At 67.9% G+C, this 20,296-nt stretch carries 12 protein-coding genes; 8 read left to right on the forward strand and 4 right to left on the reverse strand.

What is annotated here, in order from left to right; genetic code table 11:
* Positions 1–7: 7 nt before the first annotated feature.
* The 4 genes from V7Q48_RS12015 to V7Q48_RS12030 are packed head-to-tail and all read right to left on the reverse strand — an operon-like array spanning position 8 to position 6,287.
* Complete coding sequence (locus V7Q48_RS12015; RefSeq protein WP_333838398.1) at positions 8–2,029, reverse strand: acetyl/propionyl/methylcrotonyl-CoA carboxylase subunit alpha; 2,022 nt, start codon at positions 2,027–2,029, stop codon at positions 8–10.
* Positions 2,030–2,046: 17 nt separating this feature from the next.
* Positions 2,047–4,323: a methylmalonyl-CoA mutase gene (gene scpA, locus V7Q48_RS12020; protein WP_333838399.1), complete on the reverse strand. Its 2,277-nt coding sequence runs from the start codon at positions 4,321–4,323 to the stop codon at positions 2,047–2,049.
* Positions 4,310–4,747: a methylmalonyl-CoA epimerase gene (gene mce, locus V7Q48_RS12025; protein ID WP_333838400.1), complete on the reverse strand. Its 438-nt coding sequence runs from the start codon at positions 4,745–4,747 to the stop codon at positions 4,310–4,312. The genes scpA and mce overlap by 14 nt, the downstream gene beginning before the upstream one ends.
* Positions 4,748–4,760: 13 nt before the next feature.
* Positions 4,761–6,287, reverse strand: coding sequence for an acyl-CoA carboxylase subunit beta (locus tag V7Q48_RS12030; protein WP_333838402.1), 1,527 nt, complete (start codon positions 6,285–6,287; stop codon positions 4,761–4,763).
* Between the two features lie 138 nt (positions 6,288–6,425).
* Between V7Q48_RS12030 and V7Q48_RS12035 the strand changes: the two genes are divergently transcribed.
* From V7Q48_RS12035 to V7Q48_RS12070, 8 genes are all read left to right on the forward strand, one after another.
* A complete protein-coding gene (locus V7Q48_RS12035; protein ID WP_333838403.1) occupies positions 6,426–7,838 on the forward strand; it encodes a helix-turn-helix domain-containing protein in 1,413 nt (470 codons plus the stop codon).
* 182 nt (positions 7,839–8,020) lie between these two features.
* On the forward strand, positions 8,021–8,488 hold the full coding sequence (locus V7Q48_RS12040) for a hypothetical protein (protein ID WP_333838404.1): 468 nt from the start codon (positions 8,021–8,023) through the stop codon (positions 8,486–8,488).
* Positions 8,488–9,258: a nucleotide-binding protein gene (locus V7Q48_RS12045; RefSeq protein WP_333838405.1), complete on the forward strand. Its 771-nt coding sequence runs from the start codon at positions 8,488–8,490 to the stop codon at positions 9,256–9,258. The genes V7Q48_RS12040 and V7Q48_RS12045 overlap by 1 nt, the downstream gene beginning before the upstream one ends.
* Positions 9,255–13,715: a UDP-forming cellulose synthase catalytic subunit gene (bcsA, locus tag V7Q48_RS12050; protein ID WP_333838406.1), complete on the forward strand. Its 4,461-nt coding sequence runs from the start codon at positions 9,255–9,257 to the stop codon at positions 13,713–13,715. The genes V7Q48_RS12045 and bcsA overlap by 4 nt, the downstream gene beginning before the upstream one ends.
* Before the next feature lies 1 nt (position 13,716).
* Positions 13,717–17,529: a cellulose biosynthesis protein BcsC gene (locus V7Q48_RS12055; RefSeq protein WP_333838408.1), complete on the forward strand. Its 3,813-nt coding sequence runs from the start codon at positions 13,717–13,719 to the stop codon at positions 17,527–17,529.
* Positions 17,529–17,993: a cellulose biosynthesis protein BcsD gene (gene bcsD / locus V7Q48_RS12060; RefSeq protein WP_333838410.1), complete on the forward strand. Its 465-nt coding sequence runs from the start codon at positions 17,529–17,531 to the stop codon at positions 17,991–17,993. The genes V7Q48_RS12055 and bcsD overlap by 1 nt, the downstream gene beginning before the upstream one ends.
* Positions 17,983–19,050 carry a glycosyl hydrolase family 8 gene (locus tag V7Q48_RS12065; protein WP_333838411.1) on the forward strand — a complete coding sequence of 356 codons (1,068 nt, stop codon included), beginning with the start codon at positions 17,983–17,985 and terminating at the stop codon, positions 19,048–19,050. The genes bcsD and V7Q48_RS12065 overlap by 11 nt, the downstream gene beginning before the upstream one ends.
* An 82-nt stretch (positions 19,051–19,132) precedes the next feature.
* Positions 19,133–20,017, forward strand: coding sequence for an LOG family protein (locus tag V7Q48_RS12070; protein ID WP_333838412.1), 885 nt, complete (start codon positions 19,133–19,135; stop codon positions 20,015–20,017).
* Positions 20,018–20,296: the final 279 nt, after the last annotated feature.

The following is a 20,296-nucleotide window of genomic DNA, read 5'->3' on the forward strand; positions in this document are numbered from 1 at the left end:
GGTGCGCTCATTCCATCTCGAGGATCACCGCATCGACCGCAAGGCTGTCACCCGCCTTGGCACGCACCGCCTTGACCGTGCCCGACTTTTCCGCGCGCAGGATGTTCTCCATCTTCATCGCCTCGACCACGGCCAGCGGCTGGCCGGCCTCGACCGAATCGCCCTCTGCCACATGGAGTGCCACCAGCAGCCCCGGCATCGGGCAGATCAGGAAGCGCGAGAGGTCGGGCGGGATCTTCTCGATCATGTGCGCGGCATAGGGCGCCACGTGGGCGGGCAGAACCTGTACCTTGTGGATCGCCCCGCGCGTGGTCAGTGCAAAGCCACCGCGCGTCGGCCTGATCTTCACGCCGAGCACGTCGCCGTCGACCTCGGCCTCGATCCAGGTCTCGCCGGGCGTGTATTCCATGGCGAGGTCGACTGGCGTGCCGTCGACCGTCACGCTGTCGCCGTCCATCGCCACGGCGAGGCTTTCGCCCTGCAGGGTCACGACCCAGCTCGCCGGCGGGCGCAGCCGCTTGCCCAGCTGGCCGTCGACCCGGCGGGCGCGATCGGCGCGGGCCGTGGCCAGGAACGCGGCAATCGCCGCCAGCGCGCGGCGCAGGTCGGGCGTGGCGGGGGCCCCGTGGAAGCCCTCGGGATATTCCTCGGCGATGAAGCCGGTGGTCAGCTCGCCCGAGCGGAAGCGCGGGTGCTGCATGATCGCGCTGAGGAAGTCGATGTTGTGCCCAAGGCCCTCGATCGCGAAGGCGTCGAGCGCGGCGACCTGCTTGTCGGCTGCCTCGCCGCGCGTCGCACCCCAGGTCACCAGCTTGGCGATCATGGGGTCGTAGAACATAGAGACTTCGCCGCCTTCGTAGACGCCATCGTCCACGCGCACGCCCTCGATCCCGCGCCGGCCGTTGGCCGCGCCATCGTCCGCCCAGCCTTCGACCGGCGGGTCATAGCGCACCAGCCGCCCGGTCGAGGGCAGGAAGCCGCGATAGGGATCCTCGGCATAGACGCGGTTCTCGATCGCCCAGCCGTCGATGCCGATGTCGTCCTGCCCGAAGGCCAGCTTCTCGCCCGCGGCGACGCGGATCATCTGCTCGACGAGGTCGATGCCGGTGATCGCCTCGGTCACGGGATGCTCCACCTGCAGGCGGGTGTTCATCTCGAGGAAGTAGAACGACTGGCCGGTTTTGTCCGCGCCCGAGACGATCAGCTCGACCGTGCCGGCGGAATGATAGCCGACCGCGCGCGCCAGGGCGACGCACTGCTCGCCCATGGCCTTGCGCATCGCGGGGCTGACGAAAGGCGAAGGCGCTTCCTCCACCACCTTCTGGTGGCGGCGCTGGATCGAGCATTCGCGCTCGTTGAGATAGAGGATCGTGCCGTGCTGGTCGCCCAGGATCTGGATCTCGATGTGGCGCGGGTTCTCGATGAACTTCTCGATGAACACGCGATCATCGCCGAACGAGTTGAGGCCCTCGCGCTTCACGCTCTCGAAGCCTTCGCGCACGTCCTTCTCGCTGAAGGCGAGGCGCATGCCCTTGCCGCCGCCGCCGGCCGAGGCCTTCATCATCACCGGATAGCCGATGTCGTCGGCGATCTGCACCGCGTGGTCGGTATCGGCGATCTCGCCCACGAAGCCGGGCACCACGTTGACGCCCGCGGCCTTGGCCAGCTTTTTGGATTCGATCTTGTCACCCATCGCGGCGATCGCGCCGACGGGCGGGCCGATGAAGGCGATGTTCTCGGCAGCGAGCGCCTCGGCGAAGCTGGTCCGCTCGGACAGGAAGCCATAGCCCGGATGCACCGCATCGGCGCCGGTCTGCTTGCAGGCGGCGATGATCTTCTCGGGGATCAGGTAGGATTGCGCGGCGGGGGCGGGGCCGATGTGCACCGCCTCGTCGGCCATCGCCACGAAGGGCGCGCGCGCATCGGCGTCTGAATAGACCGCCACGGTCGCGATGCCCATGCGGCGGGCCGTCTTGATGACGCGGCAGGCGATTTCGCCACGATTGGCGATGAGGATCTTCTTGAACATGGCTCTCTCCCGTCCCGTCATTCGCCCAGCGGCGGCATGTTGTGGCCCAGCAGCCGGAGCATGTCGGCCGCACACTCGACCACGTTTGAGCCCGGGCCGTAGATGCCCTGGACCCCGGCCTCGCGCAGATAGTCGTAGTCCTGCGGCGGGATCACCCCGCCGGCCACCACCTTGATGTCGCCGCGCCCGGCCTCGCGCAGGCGCTGGATCAGCTCGGGGATCAGCGTCTTGTGCCCGGCCGCGAGCGAGGAGGCGCCCACCGCGTCGACATCGGCCTGCAGCGCCAGCACGCAGGTTTCCGCAGGCGTCTGGAACAAGGGGCCGCTGGTCACGTCGAAGCCCATGTCGCCAAAGGCCGAGGCGATGACGTTGGCGCCGCGATCATGGCCATCCTGGCCCATCTTGGCGACAAGCAGGCGGGGGCGGCGCCCCATCCGGCGCGTGACCGCCTCGACGCCCTCGATCACCTGCACGTAGCGGCGATCCTGCGCATAGGCAGCACCATAGACGCCCTTGACCGGGGTCGGCTGCGTGCCGTGGCGACCGAACACCGCCTCCATCGCATCGGAAATCTCGCCCAGAGTGGCGCGATGGCGCGCCGCCTCGACCGCGAGCGCGAGAAGGTTGTGGGTAAGGTCGGGGGCCTGGCTGCTTGGCCCTTCGACAGGCTCAGGGCGAACGGGGGTGGACGAGGGGGTATCTTCCCCAACATCCGTTCGGGCTGAGCTTGTCGAAGACCCATGCCCACCCCGTGCCGCCTCGGTGATCGCCCGCAGTGCCGCCTGGCAGGCGGCTTCGTCGCGGCCCGCGCGCACGCGCCCGAGCCGGGCGATCTGCGCCTCGCGCACCGCGTGGTTGTCGACCTCCAGCGTCTCGATGCGGTCCTCCTCGGCGAGGCGGTACTTGTTGACGCCGACGATGACGTCCTCGCCGCGATCGACGCGGGCCTGGCGCGCGGCGGCGGCTTCCTCGATCATCGCCTTGGGCCAGCCGGCGGCGACGGCCTTGGCCATGCCGCCCTCGGCGCCGACGCGCTCGATGATCGTCCAGGCCTGGTCGACCAGCTGACTGGTCAGCGCCTCGATGTAGTACGACCCGCCGAGCGGATCGACCACGTTGCACATGCCCGTCTCTTCCTGGATCACGATCTGGGTGTTGCGGGCGATGCGCGCGGAAAAGTCGGTCGGCAGTGCGATCGCTTCATCCAGCGCATTGGTGTGCAGCGACTGGGTTCCGCCCAGCATGGCCGCCATCGCCTCGATCGTGGTGCGGATGACGTTGTTGTAGGGGTCCTGCTCCTGCAACGACACGCCCGAGGTCTGGCAGTGGGTGCGCAGCATCTTGGAGCGTTCGTCCTTGGCGCCCAGCTGTGTCATCGCCCGGTGCCACAGCACGCGTGCGGCGCGCAGCTTGGCCACTTCCATGAAGAAGTTCATGCCGATGGCGAAGAAGAACGACAGGCGTCCGGCGAACTTGTCGATGTCGAGGCCGGAGGCGACGCCGTACTTCACGTATTCGATGCCGTCGGCAATGGTGAAGGCCAGTTCCTGCACCTGCGTCGCCCCGGCTTCCTGCATGTGATAGCCGGAAATCGAGATTGAGTTGAACTTGGGCATCTTGGCGCTGGTGTAGGCGAAGATGTCCGAGATGATCCGCATCGAGGGTTCGGGGGGATAGATGTAGGTGTTGCGGACCATGAACTCCTTGAGGATGTCGTTCTGGATCGTGCCGTCGAGCTTTTCGGTCGGAACCCCCTGTTCCTCGCCCGCGACGATGAAGAAGGCGAGGATGGGGATCACCGCGCCGTTCATGGTCATCGACACCGACATCTGGTCGAGCGGGATGCCGTCGAACAGGATCTTCATGTCCTCGACGCTGTCAATCGCGACGCCCGCCTTGCCGACGTCGCCGACCACGCGCGGGTGATCGCTGTCATAGCCGCGGTGTGTCGCAAGGTCGAAGGCGACCGACAGGCCTTTCTGCCCCGCCGCGAGGTTGCGCCGATAGAACGCGTTCGATTCCTCGGCGGTGGAGAAGCCCGCGTACTGGCGGATCGTCCAGGGCCGCCCGGCGTACATGCTGGCGCGCACGCCGCGCGTGAACGGGGCGAAGCCGGGCAGGCCCAGATTTGCCTGCATCTCGGTGGTCACGTCAGCGGCGGTATAGAGCGGCTTGACCGCGATGCCTTCGGGGGTCTGCCAGGTCAGCTCGCGGCCCTTGACCTCCTTGGTGGCAAGGGCGTCCCACTCCTCGATACCCGGCTGTTCAAAGCCCGGCTTATCAATGTTGGCCACGGGGCGTCTCCATGATTTCGGTCAGCTGGCCCAGCATGTCCTTGGGGTGCAGGAAGAAGATCGGCGTGCCGTGCGCGCCGATGCGGGTGGGGCCGAGGATGCGCTTGCCCTGCGCGGTGAACCAGTCCCGCGCAGCCTCGATGTCTTCCACCTCGTAGCACAGGTGATGCTGGCCCCCGGCGGGATTGCGCGCGAGGAATGCGGTGATCGGGCTGTCGGCGCCTAGCGGCTCGATCAGTTCGATCTGCGTACCGGCGGTGCCGGCCTCGCCGGTTGTGTTGACGAACGCCACCAGCACGCCCTGTTCGGGCATGGCGAAAGGCTCGGTCACGACCTCGGCGCCCATCACATCGCGGTAATAGGCGATCGCGTCGGCCATCGCGGGCACGGCCACCCCGACGTGGTTGAGACGTCCTAGCTTCATCGCTGCGGATTCCTTAAAGCGGGATATTGTCGTGCTTCTTCCACGGATTGGCGAGCTGCTTGGTCCGCAGCTTGCGCAAGCCGAGGGCGATGCGCCGGCGGGTGGAGTGCGGGTGGATGACCTCGTCGATGAAGCCCTTGCTCGCCGCCACGAAGGGATTGGCGAAACGGTCCTCGTATTCGCGGGTCTTTTCCGCCTGTTCCTCGGCCGACAGCCCGCGGAAGATGATCTCGACCGCGCCCTTGGCGCCCATCACCGCGATCTCGGCGGTGGGCCAGGCATAGTTGAGATCGCCGCGCAGGTGCTTCGACGCCATGACGTCGTAAGCGCCGCCGTAGGCCTTGCGGGTGATGACGGTGATCTTGGGCACGGTCGCCTCGGCATAGGCGAACAGCAGCTTGGCGCCGTGCTTGATGATACCATTGTGCTCCTGCGCGGTGCCGGGCAGGAATCCGGGCACGTCGACGAAGGTCACGATCGGGATCTCGAAGGCATCGCAGAAGCGTACGAAGCGCGCGGCCTTCTTCGAGGAATCGATGTCGAGCACGCCGGCCAGCACCATCGGCTGGTTGGCGACGACGCCGACCGTCCGCCCCTCGATCCGGCCGAAACCGCACAGGATGTTGCCGGCATGGCCCGGCTGAATCTCGAAGAAATCGCCCTCGTCCAGAACCTTGGCGATGACTTCGTGCATGTCGTAGGGCTGGTTGGCCGAGGCCGGGACCAGCGTGTCGAGGCTGTCCTCGATGCGGTCCCACGGGTCCGAGGTCGGCCGCTCGGGAACACCGGTGCGGTTGGTCAGCGGCAGGAAGTCGAAGAACTCGCGCGCGGTCAGCAGCGCCTCGATGTCGTTCTCCAGCGCGAGGTCGGCGACCGAGGTGCGGGTCGAGTGCGTGACGGCACCGCCCAGTTCCTCCTGCGTCACGACTTCGTTGGTCACGGTCTTCACCACGTCGGGGCCGGTGACGAACATGTAGCTGCTGTCCTTCACCATGAAGATGAAGTCGGTCATCGCCGGCGAATAGACCGCGCCGCCCGCACATGGCCCCATGATGAGCGAGAGCTGCGGCACCACGCCCGAGGCGAGCGCGTTGCGCTGGAAGATTTCGGCATACCCACCGAGCGAGGCGACGCCTTCCTGGATGCGCGCGCCGCCCGAATCGTTGAGGCCGATCACCGGCGCGCCGACCTTCATCGCGGTGTCCATGATCTTGCAGATCTTCATCGCGTGGCGTTCCGACACGGCGCCGCCGAAGACGGTGAAGTCCTGGCTGAAGACATAGACCAGCCGGCCGTTGATCGTGCCCGAGCCGGTGACCACGCCGTCGCCCGGGATCACCGTGCCGGGCATGCCGAAGTCGACGCAGTTGTGCTCGACGTAGGCGTCGACTTCCTCGAAGCTGCCTTCATCGAGCAGGATGTCGAGGCGTTCGCGCGCGGTCAGCTTGCCCTTGGCGTGTTGCGCGTCGATCCGGCGCTGGCCGCCGCCCAGGTGCGCGGCGGCGCGGCGCCGTTCCATTTCGGCAATGTTGGCGGACATGGGCATCCTCTCGAGGCAGCAGGGTTGGGGATCTTGACCTCGCGATGCCGCAGCAGGACGGCACTGTCCAATGTTAAGCTGCAAAGTTGCAAAGCGTCACTTTGCAAAGCAGCTAAACGCATGATAGCGGCGGGCGCCATGGTACGTCGCTCGCTCTTCGCCGGTCAGGCCCTGCGCGCCCTGCGCCATCGTCGCGGACTGCGCCAGGCGGACATGGCGACGGCGCTGGGGATCAGCGCGTCCTATCTCTCACAGCTCGAGAACGACGAGCGCTCGCTCACCGCGGCATTGGCAGACACTCTGGCGAGCGCCTTCCCGGTCGACTGGGCGGACCTTGCGCCGCCCGCGGTCGACGACCTTGCCGAAACCCTGCGCGCGGCGCTTGGCGATCCCCAGCTTGCCGCCGCTCCTGCAGGGGAGCAGATCGAGCGCCTGGCGCGCCAGTTCCCCGATCTCGCGCGGCAGGTGGTGCAGTTGCATGGGCTCTATACCCGCGCCCGCCAGCGGCTGGACATGATGGACGAGACCATCGGCACCAGCCTCGCCGCCGGCGGGCGCCTGCCATGGGAAGAAGTGCGCGACTGGTTCCACCAGGCCAACAACTACGTGGATGCGCTCGATCGCGGGGCCGAGGATCTGGCGGCGCGCATCGGCGCGGGAGAGCCGTCGCCCGATATCGCGCAGATGGAGCAGTGGCTGGCCGGCGAGGGCGTGCGTGTGCTCTGGCGCGGGGGCGGGCCCGTGCGTCAGTTCGATGCCGAGCGCCGCGTGCTGACGCTCGATTCCAACCAGCCGCTCGAATCGAGCCGGTTCCAGATCGCCTACCAGGTCTGCGCGCTGGCCCTGGCCGACACGATCGCCGGGATCGCCGGGGCGGCCACCCTGCGCAGTGATGCGGCGCGCGACCTGCTCGCGGTGGGCCTGGGCAACTATGCTGCCGGTGCGCTGATCATGCCCTACGAGGCGTTCCGCCAGGCCGCGCGCACCTTGCGCCACGATGTCGACCGGTTGCGCCAGCCGTTCCACACCAGCTTCGAGCAGGCCTGCCATCGCCTCTCCACGCTGCAGCGCCCCCAGGCGCGGGGCATTCCGGTGTTCTTCTGCCGGGTCGACATGGCGGGCAACATCACCAAGCGCCATTCCGCCACGCGCCTGCAGTTCGGCCGCTATGGCGGCGCCTGCCCGCTGTGGATCGTGCACGAGGCCGTGGCTATCCCGGACCGCATTCACGTCCAGCTGGCCGAGATGCCCGATGGCGTGCGCTACGTCTCGATCGCCAAGGGCCTGGTGAAGCCCTCGGGCTCCTACTACCGCCCGCCGCGCCGCTATGCCGTGGCATTGGGGTGCGAGGCCGCGCTGGCGCGGGACTTTGTCTATGCTGACGGTCTCAACCTGCGCAGCGAGGAGGCGGTGACGCGCATCGGCACCTCGTGCCGGACCTGTCCGCGCGATGCCTGCGACCAGCGGGCGTTTCCGCCCAGCGACCGCTCGATTGCGGTCGATCCGGCCGAGCGCGACATGGTTCCCTACCGACTCATTCCCGGAAAGTGATTCGCGGCCCGGCTGGAATCGCGAGTCCAAATCGTTGCGTCGCAACAAATTTACGCACGAACCGTGGGAACGATTCCGAAAACCCCAAAAATCGGGGCTTCCCAAGTGATTTTGCGTAGGTAGAAGGCATTTGTTAACCAATGTCTGCAAGGTCTGCGGTGTGAATGCTGAGGGGTGGCACGATGCGGGCTGATGCTAAGATCCTTTTGGAAAGGCTGGGACGGAGCGATTTTCGCTATCGCGAGTTCGTCGACCGTTTCGCCGATCTCGAAAGCTGGCCCATCTTCGAGGCGCTCTTGCGTGACGGACGGGTCATGCCGCAGGACGAGGCCGCGATGATCGAGGCGGCGACGCCGGGCGACAGCCTGCGCCAGCCCGCGCCCCAGGCGCAGCCCGCGCCGGTCTTCAAGTCAGCGCCGGTGCCCGAGCCTGTCATGCCGCTGGCACAGCCCGAAGCCCGCGCCCCGGAACCCCGCACTGACGCCATGTCGCGGCCCGCGCCCTCACGCCCGCGCAGCGTCGATCTCACCGCCGAGGCACCGCCGCCGGCTTCCACGCTGTTCGGCCGCTACGGTCGCCCCGAACGTGCCCAGAACATCCGCTCGCTGTTGCAGCGCCTGTCCGATGCCGTCGAGGGTGGAGAAGACTGATGCCTTTGATCCTTTTCCACAGCCCGCGTGGCGGCACCGGCAATTCCTTCCTCGCCGCGACCACGGCCATCGCGCTTTCGCGCGCCGGGCACGACGTGACCGCGCTCGACTTCGACCGCAACGGAACGCTGCAGCTGCACTTCGGCATGGGTCCGGGCGAGCGCCTGCCCGGGCTCGACGCTCCGTCGGACGAAACCGCCAGCGCCTCGGTCCAGGGCGTTGCACTGCGCGATGCCTCCGCGCTTTCCCGCCAGAGCGACTTCGCCGAGGGTCTTGCGCGCAACGAGTTCGGCTTCTCGGGCCAGAAGGTCTTCGTGGCCGACATCGCCGCGGGTGACAGCCAGCTGCGCGACATGCTGCTGCCGCACGCCCTGCTCGAGATCTGCCCGCTGACCGCGACGGCCGAAAGCCTGATGATGCTGCCCGGCATCACCGACGCAGGGATCGCCAAGACCTTCTTCGTGCTCAGCATGGTCGAGGACACGCGCCGCTTCGCCCGTCACTCGATGGGCTTCCTGCGCGAACTGCTCGGCGAGCGCCTGCTCGGCCAGGTGCGCCGCGACGAGGCGGTGACCGAGGCCTGCGCCATGCTCAAGTCGCTCGGCCGCTATGCACCGCACAGCGCCGCGCTGGCCGACACCATCAAGCTTGGCGGCGAGATCAGCACGCTGCTGGCCGACCTCTACGACGAGGATCTCGACGTCGAGTTCTTCGACGACCCCGCGGCGCTCGGCACGAGCGACGACGACACCAGGCATCGCGCCGCATGATCCGGCTGCTGCGCCAACCGGCCACGCTGTTCCGGCTGGGCACCTTCGTGATGCTCGGTCTGATCGCCATCGTCGTGATCGGCGTTCCGCTCGACCTCAAGCAGCAGTGGATGCTGGCGGGCGGCACAATCGTGGGCATGATGGCGCTGTCGCGCTGGAAGACCCGCAAGGGTTCGCTGGCGATCGGCATCCTCGCGATCATCACCTCGACGCGCTACATCTTCTGGCGCACGACGCAGACGCTCGCCTTCGGCACGCCGCTCGAATTCCTGTTCGGCACCGGCCTTTACCTCGCCGAGCTCTACGCCTGGATCCTGCTGATCCTGGGCTTCCTCCAGACCACCTGGCCGCTCAACCGCCCGGTGATCGAGATCGAGGGCGAACCCGATACCTGGCCGACCGTCGACGTCTACATCCCGACGTGCAACGAGAGCCTCGACATCGTGCGCAACACCACGTTCGCCGCGATGGACATGGATTACCCGCACGACCGCTTCAACGTCTACATCCTCGACGACGGTCGTCGCCCCGAATTCCGCGCCTTTGCGCGCGAGGCGGGCTGCGGCTACATCACGCGTGACAACAACCTGCACGCCAAGGCGGGCAACCTCAACGCGGCGATGAAGAAGACCGATGGCGAGCTGATCGCGATCTTCGATTGCGACCACGTGCCCACGCGCGCCTTCCTGCAGCTCACCGTCGCCTACTTCCAGAAGGAAGAGAAGCTGGCGCTGATGCAGACGCCGCACTTCTTCTATTCGCCCGATCCGGTGCAGCGCAATCTGGCCACCGCCAAGGACATGCCGGGCGAGGGCGATCTGTTCTACGGCCCGGTGCAGGGCGGCAACGACCTGTGGAACGCGACCTTCTTCTGCGGCAGCTGCGCGGTCATCCGCCGCGAGGCGCTGATGGAAACCAACGGTTTCGCCGGCGAGACCGTGACCGAGGACGCGCACACCGCGCTCAAGCTGCAGCGCACCGGTTGGTCGACCGCCTATATCAGCGCGCGCCTGTCGGCTGGCCTCGCGACCGAGCGCCTGGTGCTGCACATCGGCCAGCGCATCCGCTGGGCGCGCGGCATGACGCAGATCCTGCGCATCGAGAACCCGCTGACCGGGCCCGGCCTCAAGTGGCAGCAGCGGCTGTGCTACCTCAATGCCATGCTGCACTTCCAGTTTCCGCTGCCGCGGATCTGCTTCCTGACCAGCCCGCTCGCCTACCTGATCTTCGGCCAGAACATCATCGCCGCCTCGGCCTCGCTGATCTTCGCCTACGCCGCGCCGCACCTGTTCTGCTCGCAGGTCACCAGCGAACGCTCGCAGGCCGGTGAACGCCGCCCGTTCTGGGGCGAGATCTACGAGACGATCCTGGCCTTCCACCTCGTCGCGCCCACGGTCATGACCTGGTTCAACCCGCGTAAGGGCAAGTTCAACGTGACCGACAAGGGCGACCTGCTCGACCGCACGTTCTTCGACTGGGCGATCGTCAAGCCGCACCTCATCTGCATCGGCCTGATCGTATTCGGCATCGTGCTGGCGGTGGTGAAGCGCATCTTCTTCCCCCACCTGTTCAACGTGCAGCTCGACACGCTGGCGCTTAACGTCGCCTGGGCGATCTTCAGCCTCATCATCCTGACCGGCGCGGTCTCGGTGGCGCGCGAAACCCGCCAGGCCCGCCAGACCATCCGCGTCGATGCGCAGCTGCCGGTCGCGGTCCACTTCGCCTCGGGCCACGTGGTCGACGGCACCACCATCGACATCTCGATGGGCGGCGCCGCGATCAGCCTGCCTAAGGAACTGCCCACCGGCGATGCGCCGATCACCGACATCGTGCTGGCGATGGGCGACGACCGCCTGGCCGTGCCGGTCGACACCGTGCGCCGCGCTGCCGGCAAGGCCTTCGTGCGCTACCAGCGCCTTGACACGCTGGCCCAGCGCCGGCTGGTCCGCGCCGTGCTCGGCCGTGCCGACGCCTGGCAGCGCAAGGCGCCGCCGCCGATCGTGTCCGGCTTCAAGTCGATCAAGGGAATTCTGGCCGTCGATGCCATGACCATCAAGCGCATGTTCCTGCTCAACTTCAACGAACGCAAGCGCGCCCGCGAGGAAGCCCGGCGCCTGGCCGAGGCAGCCAAGGTCGCCGCCCGCGCGGTGGAGGAGAAGGCCAAGGCCGAGGCCGCCATCGCCAAGAAGGAAAAGAAGGCCAAGAAGCGCCAGGCCATGGCCGCTGCGGCCGCACTGGTTCTCGCGGTGCCGGTCCTGGGCTCTTTGCTCGCGCCGCCACCGGCCCTCGCCGCACCGGCTGCCGCTGCTGCCACCGCTGTCACCGCTTCGGTCGGCAGCGGTGTTCAGCACGAGCGGCTGACGCTCAAGGACCTGCGCATCCGCGACGCGGTGCGCCTGCAGGGCACGCGCGGCGAAATCTCGATCCCGTTCGGCGTGCGCAAGAACCAGGTCGTGACCGATGCCTCGATCACGCTTCAGCTCGCCTGGTCGCCGGCCATGCTCGGCGACCTGTCGCAGCTGGTCGTTCTGGTCAACGGCGAGGTCGTCCAGACCGTGCCGCTGCGCCCGCAGGACTCGGGCGGCCAGGTGCTCAACCTGCCGATCAACCCCGCGCTGTTCCTGCCCGGTGACAACCAGCTCAACCTGCGTCTGATCGGCCACTACGCGCGCGATTGCGAAGACCCGTTCAACTCGGTGCTCTGGGCCAACGTCAGCAACACGCGCTCGTGGCTCGACCTCACGGTGCAGAGCCTGCCCAACGTGCCCGACCTGTCGCGCCTGCCCGGGCCGTTCTTCGACAAGGCCGCCAACACCACGCTCAAGATGCCGTTCGTCTTCGCCGGCCAGCCGCATCACGGCGAGCTCGAGGCGGCGGCGGCGATGGCCTCGTGGCTGGGCAGCATGGCCAGCTATCGCGGCTTCTCGTTCCAGCCGATGTTCGGCGCGCTGCCCACCGGCAACGCCATCGCCTTCCTCAAGTCGGGGCAGAGCCTGCCGGGCACCGATCTCCAGGCGACCGGCCCCTCGGCTGCCGTGATCCGCAACCCGCGCGATCCGTTCGGCACGCTGCTGGTCATCATGGGTCGCGACGATGCCGAACTGCGCACCGCGGCGGCCTCGGTCTCGGCCGGGCGCGGCGTGTTCGGCGGCGCGCGCATGAACTTCGACGGCGCCCGCATCCCGAGCTACCCGCGCTACAGCGCGCCGCGCTGGATCACCACCGACCACGCGGTCAAGCTGGGCGAGATCATGGAGCCTTATGCGCTCCAGGGCCTCGGCCTGCCGCCGGGGCCGCTCACCGCGCGCTTCCGCGTCGCGCCCGACTTGTTCTTCTGGCCGCGCCAGGGTGGTACGCTCAACCTCACCTATCGCTATCCGCTGGCCAAGTGGATGGACCGCAAGGCCTCGCGCCTCGACGTGTCGATCAACAGCCAGTTCCTCAAGACCCTGCCGCTGGCCGGCAGCTGGTGGAGCGACTGGTTCGGCGCCGCCGGGGCCAAGAGCTTCGACGGCAGCGCAACGCTGACCCTGCCGCGCTACAACCTGTTCGGCCAGAACGAGATGGTCTTCGACTACAATCTCATCCTGGCGGACAAGCAGAAGTGCACCGGCACGCTGCCCGACAACGTGCGCGTCGCGATCGACCCGTCCTCGACGATCGATCTCAGCCACGCCTACCACGCGCTCGAGATGCCCGACCTCGCGACGTTCGCGGGCGCCGGCTATCCCTTCACGATCCGCCCGGACCTGGGTGAGACCACCGTGCTGATGAGCCGCAACCCCACGCCCGCGGCGGTCCAGGCCTTCCTCGACGTGATGGGCCGCTTCGGTGACAGCACCGGCGTCGCCGCGACCGGCGTGACCGTGGCCGACTCGATCAATCCCGACCGGCTGCAGGAGCAGGACATCCTCGTCATCGGCAGCTCGGCGATGGTCGGGGCCGGCGGGGTCTTCGCCAACTCGCCGCTGCGCTGGACCGGCAATGGCCTCAAGGTCGCGGAGAAGAGCCCGCTGCAATACGTGACGGCGCTGTTCAGCGATCGCGGCCTGACCAGTGAGGGCGACGTCGAGCCGATGATCCATGCGGCCCGCGGCTTCTCGGGCATCGTCAGCGCGCAGTCGCCGTTCTCCTCGAACCGCACGGTCGTGGGCCTGATCGCCGACGACGCGGCCGCGCTACCCGACCTGGTCGAGGGCATGGCCGACACCAAGATCAACGCCCAGATTCAGGGCGATCTCTCGGTCTCGACGGGCGACGGCATGTCGAGCTTCGCCATGGGTAGCACTTACTGGGTGGGCAGCCTGCCGATCTGGATGAAGATCGCGTTCTGGTTCAGCCAGCGCCCCTTGCTCATGGCCTTCGGTACGATCATTCTCGCCCTGGGCCTGACCGGTCCTGCCTACGCCTACTTCCGTCGTCACGCCCGCCAGCGCCTTGCCGCCAAGGATGAATGAGATGTCCGCGCCTCACACGATCAGCCGAGCAGCCCTTACGGTTCTGATGGCCTCCGCCACCACGGCGGCGATCCCTGACGTGGCCTTCGCCGAAGTGCCGGGTGTCCAGGCGCTGGTGAAGCAGGGTGCGTACTGGAAGGGCAAGGGCCGCAACGACCTCGCGGACCAGGCCTTGCGCCGTGCGCTGGCGCTCGATCCCGCCAATGCCGAGGCGCGCCGCCTGCTCCAGGGCGGGACGCCCGCAGCCCCGGCCAAGGCGGCGGCACCGGTGCGCAGCGCCGCAGCGCCGACGCGGCCCGCGGTGACCAAGCCCGCGCCGGCACCGCGCCCTGCCCAGGTCGCGCGCGCCAAGCCTGCCCCCACGCCCGCGCCGGCCAAGCAGCGTGCGGCCGATACCGCAGGCAAGCAGCGCATGGCCGGGTTCAACGCCCTCGACGACAACGATCTCGACGGCGCCGCCGCGCGGTTCCAGAAGGCACTCGGCGTCAATCGCAACGACGGCGATGCGCTCGGCGGTCTGGGCATCGTTCGCTTGCGCCAGAGCCGCTTCACCGAAGCGCGCGACCTGCTTGAGAAGGCGGCCCGCCAGCCCAACCCCGATCGCTGGTCCGAGGCGCTTTCGGCCGCGCGGTTCTTCTCGGGCATCGAGGAAGCGCGCGCGCTCGTCGCGCGTGGGCAGGTCGACCAGGCCCAGGCCAAGGCCGAGGCGCTGGTCCGTTCGGGCTATCCGCAGCAGGCCCTCGCGCTCGAGCTGCTCGCCGACATCTACGAACGCCAGGGGCGCTATGCCGACGCGGCCGACTTCTATCGCCAGGCGGGCGAGCAGGGCGGACCGCAGACCGACCAGCGCCTGCAGAGCCGTGCCGCCCGCGGCCGGGCACTGGCAGCGATGTCGCGCGGCGACGACATCACCGCGGAACAGGAGTTCCAGGGCGGCCTGATGGTCGACCAGAGCGACCCATGGATCCGCTACGAGTTCGCGCGCTTCCTCATCCGCCATGGCCGCAGCGTCGAGGCGGAATCGCTGATCGGCTCGCTCACACAGTCGAGCGATCCCGATGCGCTCTATGCCGCGGCGATGATCGACAGCGACCTCGGCCGCAATACCGCGGCGCAGGGGCTGATCGACCGCGTGCCCGAAACCCAGCGCAGCCCGGCGATGCGCAACTTCGCCATCGCGATCAAGACCGACAGCGCGATCGAGCGCGCCAAGGCCATGGCTGCCAACGGCCAGCGTCCGCAGGCCATTGCCGCACTGCGCCAGCTGGGCACGATCACCACCCTGCCGGCCGCCCGCCGCGCCGCCATCGCCAGCGCGCTGTTCGACCTCGGCGACGGGGCTGGTGCCGGCCAGTTCGCGCAGGCCGCGATGAACGGCGACATCTCCGACCTCGACGGCTACGACGCCGTCGTGCGGGTTCTCGCCAAGACCGGGCGCGACGACCTGGCCCGTGCCGCCCTGCAGAAGGCGGCTTCGCTCGGCAACGCCACGCCCGATGGCCAGCGCCAGCTCGCGCGCATGTCCGCCGGCCTCGCCGTCGGCCAGGCCGACCGCCTGCGCACCGCCGGCCAGTACGCCCAGGCATTCGACGCCCTGCGCGGCGCATGGGGTGCGGCGCCCGACAACCTCGAAATCCTCTCGGCGCTGGCGCGTCTCTACCAGTCGGGTGGCATGGCCTCGCGCGCAGCGCAGACCTACCAGATCGTCCTGACGCGCGAGGGACGAGACCGCGACGCGCTGATCGGCCTTGCCCAGACGGCGCAGGCGGCGGGCGATCGCGAGCTGTCGCAGAACGCGTCCGAACGTGCGCTACGCCTGTTCCCGCAGGACTACCAGGTCCGCATGTCGCTGGCGCAAGTGGCCGAATCGCGTGGCGACAAGTCGACCGCGGTGCGCCTGCTCAAGGAAGCGCGCGCGCTCTATGCTCGGCAGAACGCCGGCCAGCCCGGCGCCACGGTCCCGGCTTTCGGCGGCAACCCGTTCGGCGGCGCGCCCGCAGCGGTCGCCACCGGCAATCCGTTCCGCGACCAGCAGATGGTGCAGCAGCCGCAGGTCAACCCGTTCGCCCTGGGCAACGGCACACGCCTGCCGCAACAGAGCTATGCCCCCGGCATGGCCCCTTCCGCTTATGCCCCGGCACCGATCGCGCGGATGAGCGCGACGCTGCCGCAGCCGGCCTTCGGCCAGTCGTCCGGCGCAGGCGATGGCGGCTATGCCCCCGCCAGCTATACGACGCCGGCCGCGCTCGACCGCCCTGCTGCCGGCCAGGCGCCGTCGGGCTTCCAGCAGGCGGCTTATGGCGACGCGTACCCGCAGGCGCAGGCCTATCCCGCGCAGGCGCAGACCTATCCCGCCCAACAAGGCTATCAGGGCCAGGGCTACCAGGCGCCACCGGCCTATCCAGCTGCCCCGTATCAGGCCCAGCCTTACCAGGCAGCACCCTATCAGGCTGCCCCGTATCAGGCGGCCCCTTATCAAGCCCAACCCTACCAGGCCGCGCCGTATCAGGCGCAACCGTTCGACAGCCAGTACCCGGCACAGACCTATCCGGCGCAGGCCTATCCCGGCGCATCGGACAATCCCTTCGCCGGCCGCAGCAGCCAGGCCGGCTATGGCGGCATGGCGCCGCTGCCCGGCGGCGAGCCGCTCGACCCGGTCATGGCCAAGATCCAGAACGACATCAGCGGCCTGACCCGTGAAAGCGGACCGCGCGCGGATCTCGCCACCTCGTATCGCGAGCGCAAGGGCGAGACCGGCCTGTCCGCCCTGCAGGACATCCGCGGCTCGGCCGAACTCTCGACCGGCTTCATTGGCGGCCGCGTCAAGGCGCGCGCCGAGGCCGTGGTGATCGACTCCGGCCGGCCCACCGGCTCGGGCCTCGCCCGCTTCGGCACCAATGCCACGATCGAGGCGCAGGCCATCGTCAACAAGCAGCCCTCGGCGCTGGTCCAGACCGAAACGCAGCATAAGTCGGGCGTCGCGCTCAGCGCCGGGTTTGACAGCAAGACCGTGCAGTTCGACGCCGGTACCACCCCGATCGGCATGGGCAAGACCAAGTTCTCGGGCCGTCTCGCGGTCACGCCCTCGCTCGGCAACGGTGCGCAGGCGCAGGCCTGGATCGAACGCCGCCCGGTGACCGACAGCATCATCTCCTATGCCGGCACGCGTGATCCGGTCACCGGGATCACCTGGGGTCAGGTCATGCGCTTTGGCGGCGGCGCCGGCCTTTCGGTCGACCATGACGGCAACGGCGCTTATGCGAGCGTCGCCTACAACACCTATCGCGGCACGCGCGTGGCGCATAACCGCGGGATCGAGGCCAATGCCGGCGGCTACCTCAAGGTCATGCAGACCGAGCATTCGCGCCTGACCACCGGGGTGAACGTCAACTACCAGGCGTTCCGCAACCCGCAGAACTACTTCACCTATGGCCACGGCGGCTATTTCAGCCCGCAGAGCTTCTTCTCGGTGAGCTTCCCGGTCAGCTACACGCTCGACAAGGACAAGCTCGCGCTCAAGGCCGGCGTCACGCCGGGCTACCAGAGCTACAACCAGGATGCAGTGGCGCTCTATCCGATCGACACGGCCCGCCAGGCCCAGCTCGACGGGTTGAAGGTGAACAACAGCGACGTGCGTGCCCGCTACGACAGCCTGAGCAAGACCGGCTTCGCGCTCTCGGCCGCGGGTTCGCTCTATTACCAGATCGGCCCGTCGACGCGCATCGGCGGCGAGGCCAGCTACAACACCTTTGGCAGCTACGACGAGCTCCGCTCGACCATCGGCCTGCGCCAAAGCCTGGGAGCAACGAAGTGATGTACGAAGATCCGCAGGTCCCGCGCATGTCGGGAGCCTTCCGGGCCAGCCCGCCCGCCGGCGCCAGCTTCCTCGTCGCGATGATCGCGCGCGAGCTGGCGAGCGCCGCCAGCGAGGACCAGAGCCATGGCTTCTACGTCGCGGTCGGTCACCGCATCGCCGCGGTCGTGCCGCTCGACGACGTCGAGGATCTCGGCACGATGACGGCGCGCATCAATGCGCTCTGGGCCGCGCTCGGCTGGGGCAGCGCCGTGGTCACGGTCGAGGACAGCGCGATCGTGGTGCGCCACGACGGTCTCTATCCCGATACCGAGGCGGAGATCGCTACTCCGTGGAAGCAGCTCCTGCCCCCCTTGATGGAGGGCACGTACGAAACCTGGTTCCGCATGATGGGTAGCAGCCGCGCATTGGGCACCAGTGCCCGCTGGATCGATCGCACGCTTGAAATCCGGCATGGTCGTTGAACGTGGGTCCGCCGGGAACGGCGGCGAGGCATCGGGTGCCGTGCGCAGCGCGGACATCGACCGGCGCGGTTTCGGCTTCGGGCTGCTGGTGGCGCTGACCGCCGCCTGCGCCCCTTCGCGGCAGAGCAAGGCCATGGTCGGCAACAGCGAGTGGGAGACGTTCAAGGCCCGCTTTCTCGATCCCTCGGGGCGCGTCGTCGATCCGCAGAATGGCGGCATCAGCCACAGCGAGGGGCAGGGCTACGGCATGCTGCTCGCTTATCACGCCGGTGATCGCGCCGCGTTCGAGCTGATGGCGAAGTGGACGCAGGAGACCCTCCGGCGCAACGACGTCGCGCTGCATGCGTGGAAATACGAGCCCAACGGGTTCAGCCACATCCCCGATCGCAACAACGCGACCGACGGCGACATCCTTATCGCCTGGGCGCTGGGCCGTGCAGGCCAGCGCTGGGGCGTGGCGGCGTGGCGCTCGCAATCGACCGAGATTCGGGCTGCGATCCGCAAGCGGCTCGTGGTCGATCGCTTCGGCATGAAACTGCTGTTGCCCGGCCTCGACGGCTTCACCGCCAATGGCCGGGTCGTGGTCAATCCCGCTTATTTCATCTGGCCGGCCTTCCGCGCCTTCAGTGAATGGGATGGGCAGGGCGCCTGGCAGCAATTGGCCGACGACTGCACGATGATCGTCAGCCAGGCGCGGTTCGGCCCCTATGGCCTGCCGGCCGACTGGATCGAGATCGCCGGCCCGGGCCAATATGCGCTCGCGCCGAATCACGATCCCCGGTTCGGGTTCGATGCGATCCGCGTGCCGCTTTACGCCATGGCAGGCAATCGCGCGGGGCTGGCGCAGCCGGTCGCCAATTTCTGGCGGCAGTGCCTGGCGCAGGGGCAGCCGATCCCCGCCTGGATCGACCTCGCCACCGGTCAGCGGGCGGAGTATGCCATCTCCAACGGCGGCGCCGCGATCGCCAACAAGCTGATCGGCACCGCCCCGCCACTCGGCCTCGCCAACGATTATTACGGCGCGGCGCTGCAGATGCTGGTCTCGGCGCTGCTCTGATCGCGGTTGCTCATTCCCGGGGGGTGCAGGCCCATAGTCTGCGGACTTGCCAAGACGGTCCCGCACCCCCATTTCTCCGGGAATGACTGAAGAAGAACTCAACACCTTGCGCAATCGCAAGTTCTACAAGGCCGAGCAGGAAGCCGGCTTCGTCGAAAGCCACCCCAAGACCACCGCGCAGCAGCAGGATCCGGCGTATCAGCTGGCGTTCCGCGACACCGATTTCCTCCTTCGCGAGGAACTGCGCCCGGTGCGGTTCCAGCTCGAACTGCTCAAGGCCGAGATGCTGCTCGAGGAAGCGGACATCGGTTCGACGCTGGTTATCTATGGCTCGGCGCGCATTCCCGCACCCGAGAAAGCCGAGGCGGCCCTCGCCACGGCGACCACGCCCGAACGCAAGGCGGTGGTCGAGCGGCTCGTCGCCAAGTCGAAGTATTACGAGGAAGCCCGCAAGCTGGCGCGCTACGCATCGACCTGCGGCGTGGTCGAGGACGGCAAGCGCCAGTTCGTGGTCTGCTCGGGCGGTGGTCCCTCGATCATGGAAGCCGCCAATCGCGGCGCGGATGACGTCGGCGTCGATTCGGTCGGGCTCAACATCGTCCTGCCGCACGAGCAGGCGCCCAACCCCTATGTCACGCCGCACCTCTCGTTCCAGTTCCACTACTTCGCGCTGCGCAAGATGCATTTCCTCATGCGTGCCCGCGCCGTGGCGGTGTTCCCCGGCGGCTTCGGCACGTTCGACGAATTCTTCGAGCTGCTGACCCTGATCCAGACCGGCAAGATGAAGCCGATCCCCGTGCTGCTGTTCGGGGCGGATTACTGGAACAAGGTCATCGACTTCGAGGCGATCGCCGACGAGGGGGTGATCAACCACGAGGACCTCAAGCTGTTCACGCCGGTCGAGACCGCCGAGGAAGCCTGGCGCGAGATCATGCGCTTCTACGACTTGGACTGCGCTCAGCCCTGATCCTCGAGCCTAGACCAAAAGAAAAACCCCGCAGCTCGCGCTGCGGGGTTTTTCTTTTGCGCAGTTTTCCGGCCCTGATTCTCCCCTCCCACTTGCGGGAGGGGCCGGGGGAGGGCCTGTTTCGGACAGTGGTGAACACTGATTCGCCAGATCGTTCCCGTGCGATTTCACAAAAGTGCCATGTAAAAGTGCCGATGGCAGCTGGGTTTTGGGATGTTTGGGGCGGCTTGTGGAAAAATCGGTGTTGACCGTGTGGGGCCTCGTCCATATATGCCGCTT

Source organism: Novosphingobium sp. (assembly GCF_036803765.1).
Classification (GTDB): domain Bacteria; phylum Pseudomonadota; class Alphaproteobacteria; order Sphingomonadales; family Sphingomonadaceae; genus Novosphingobium.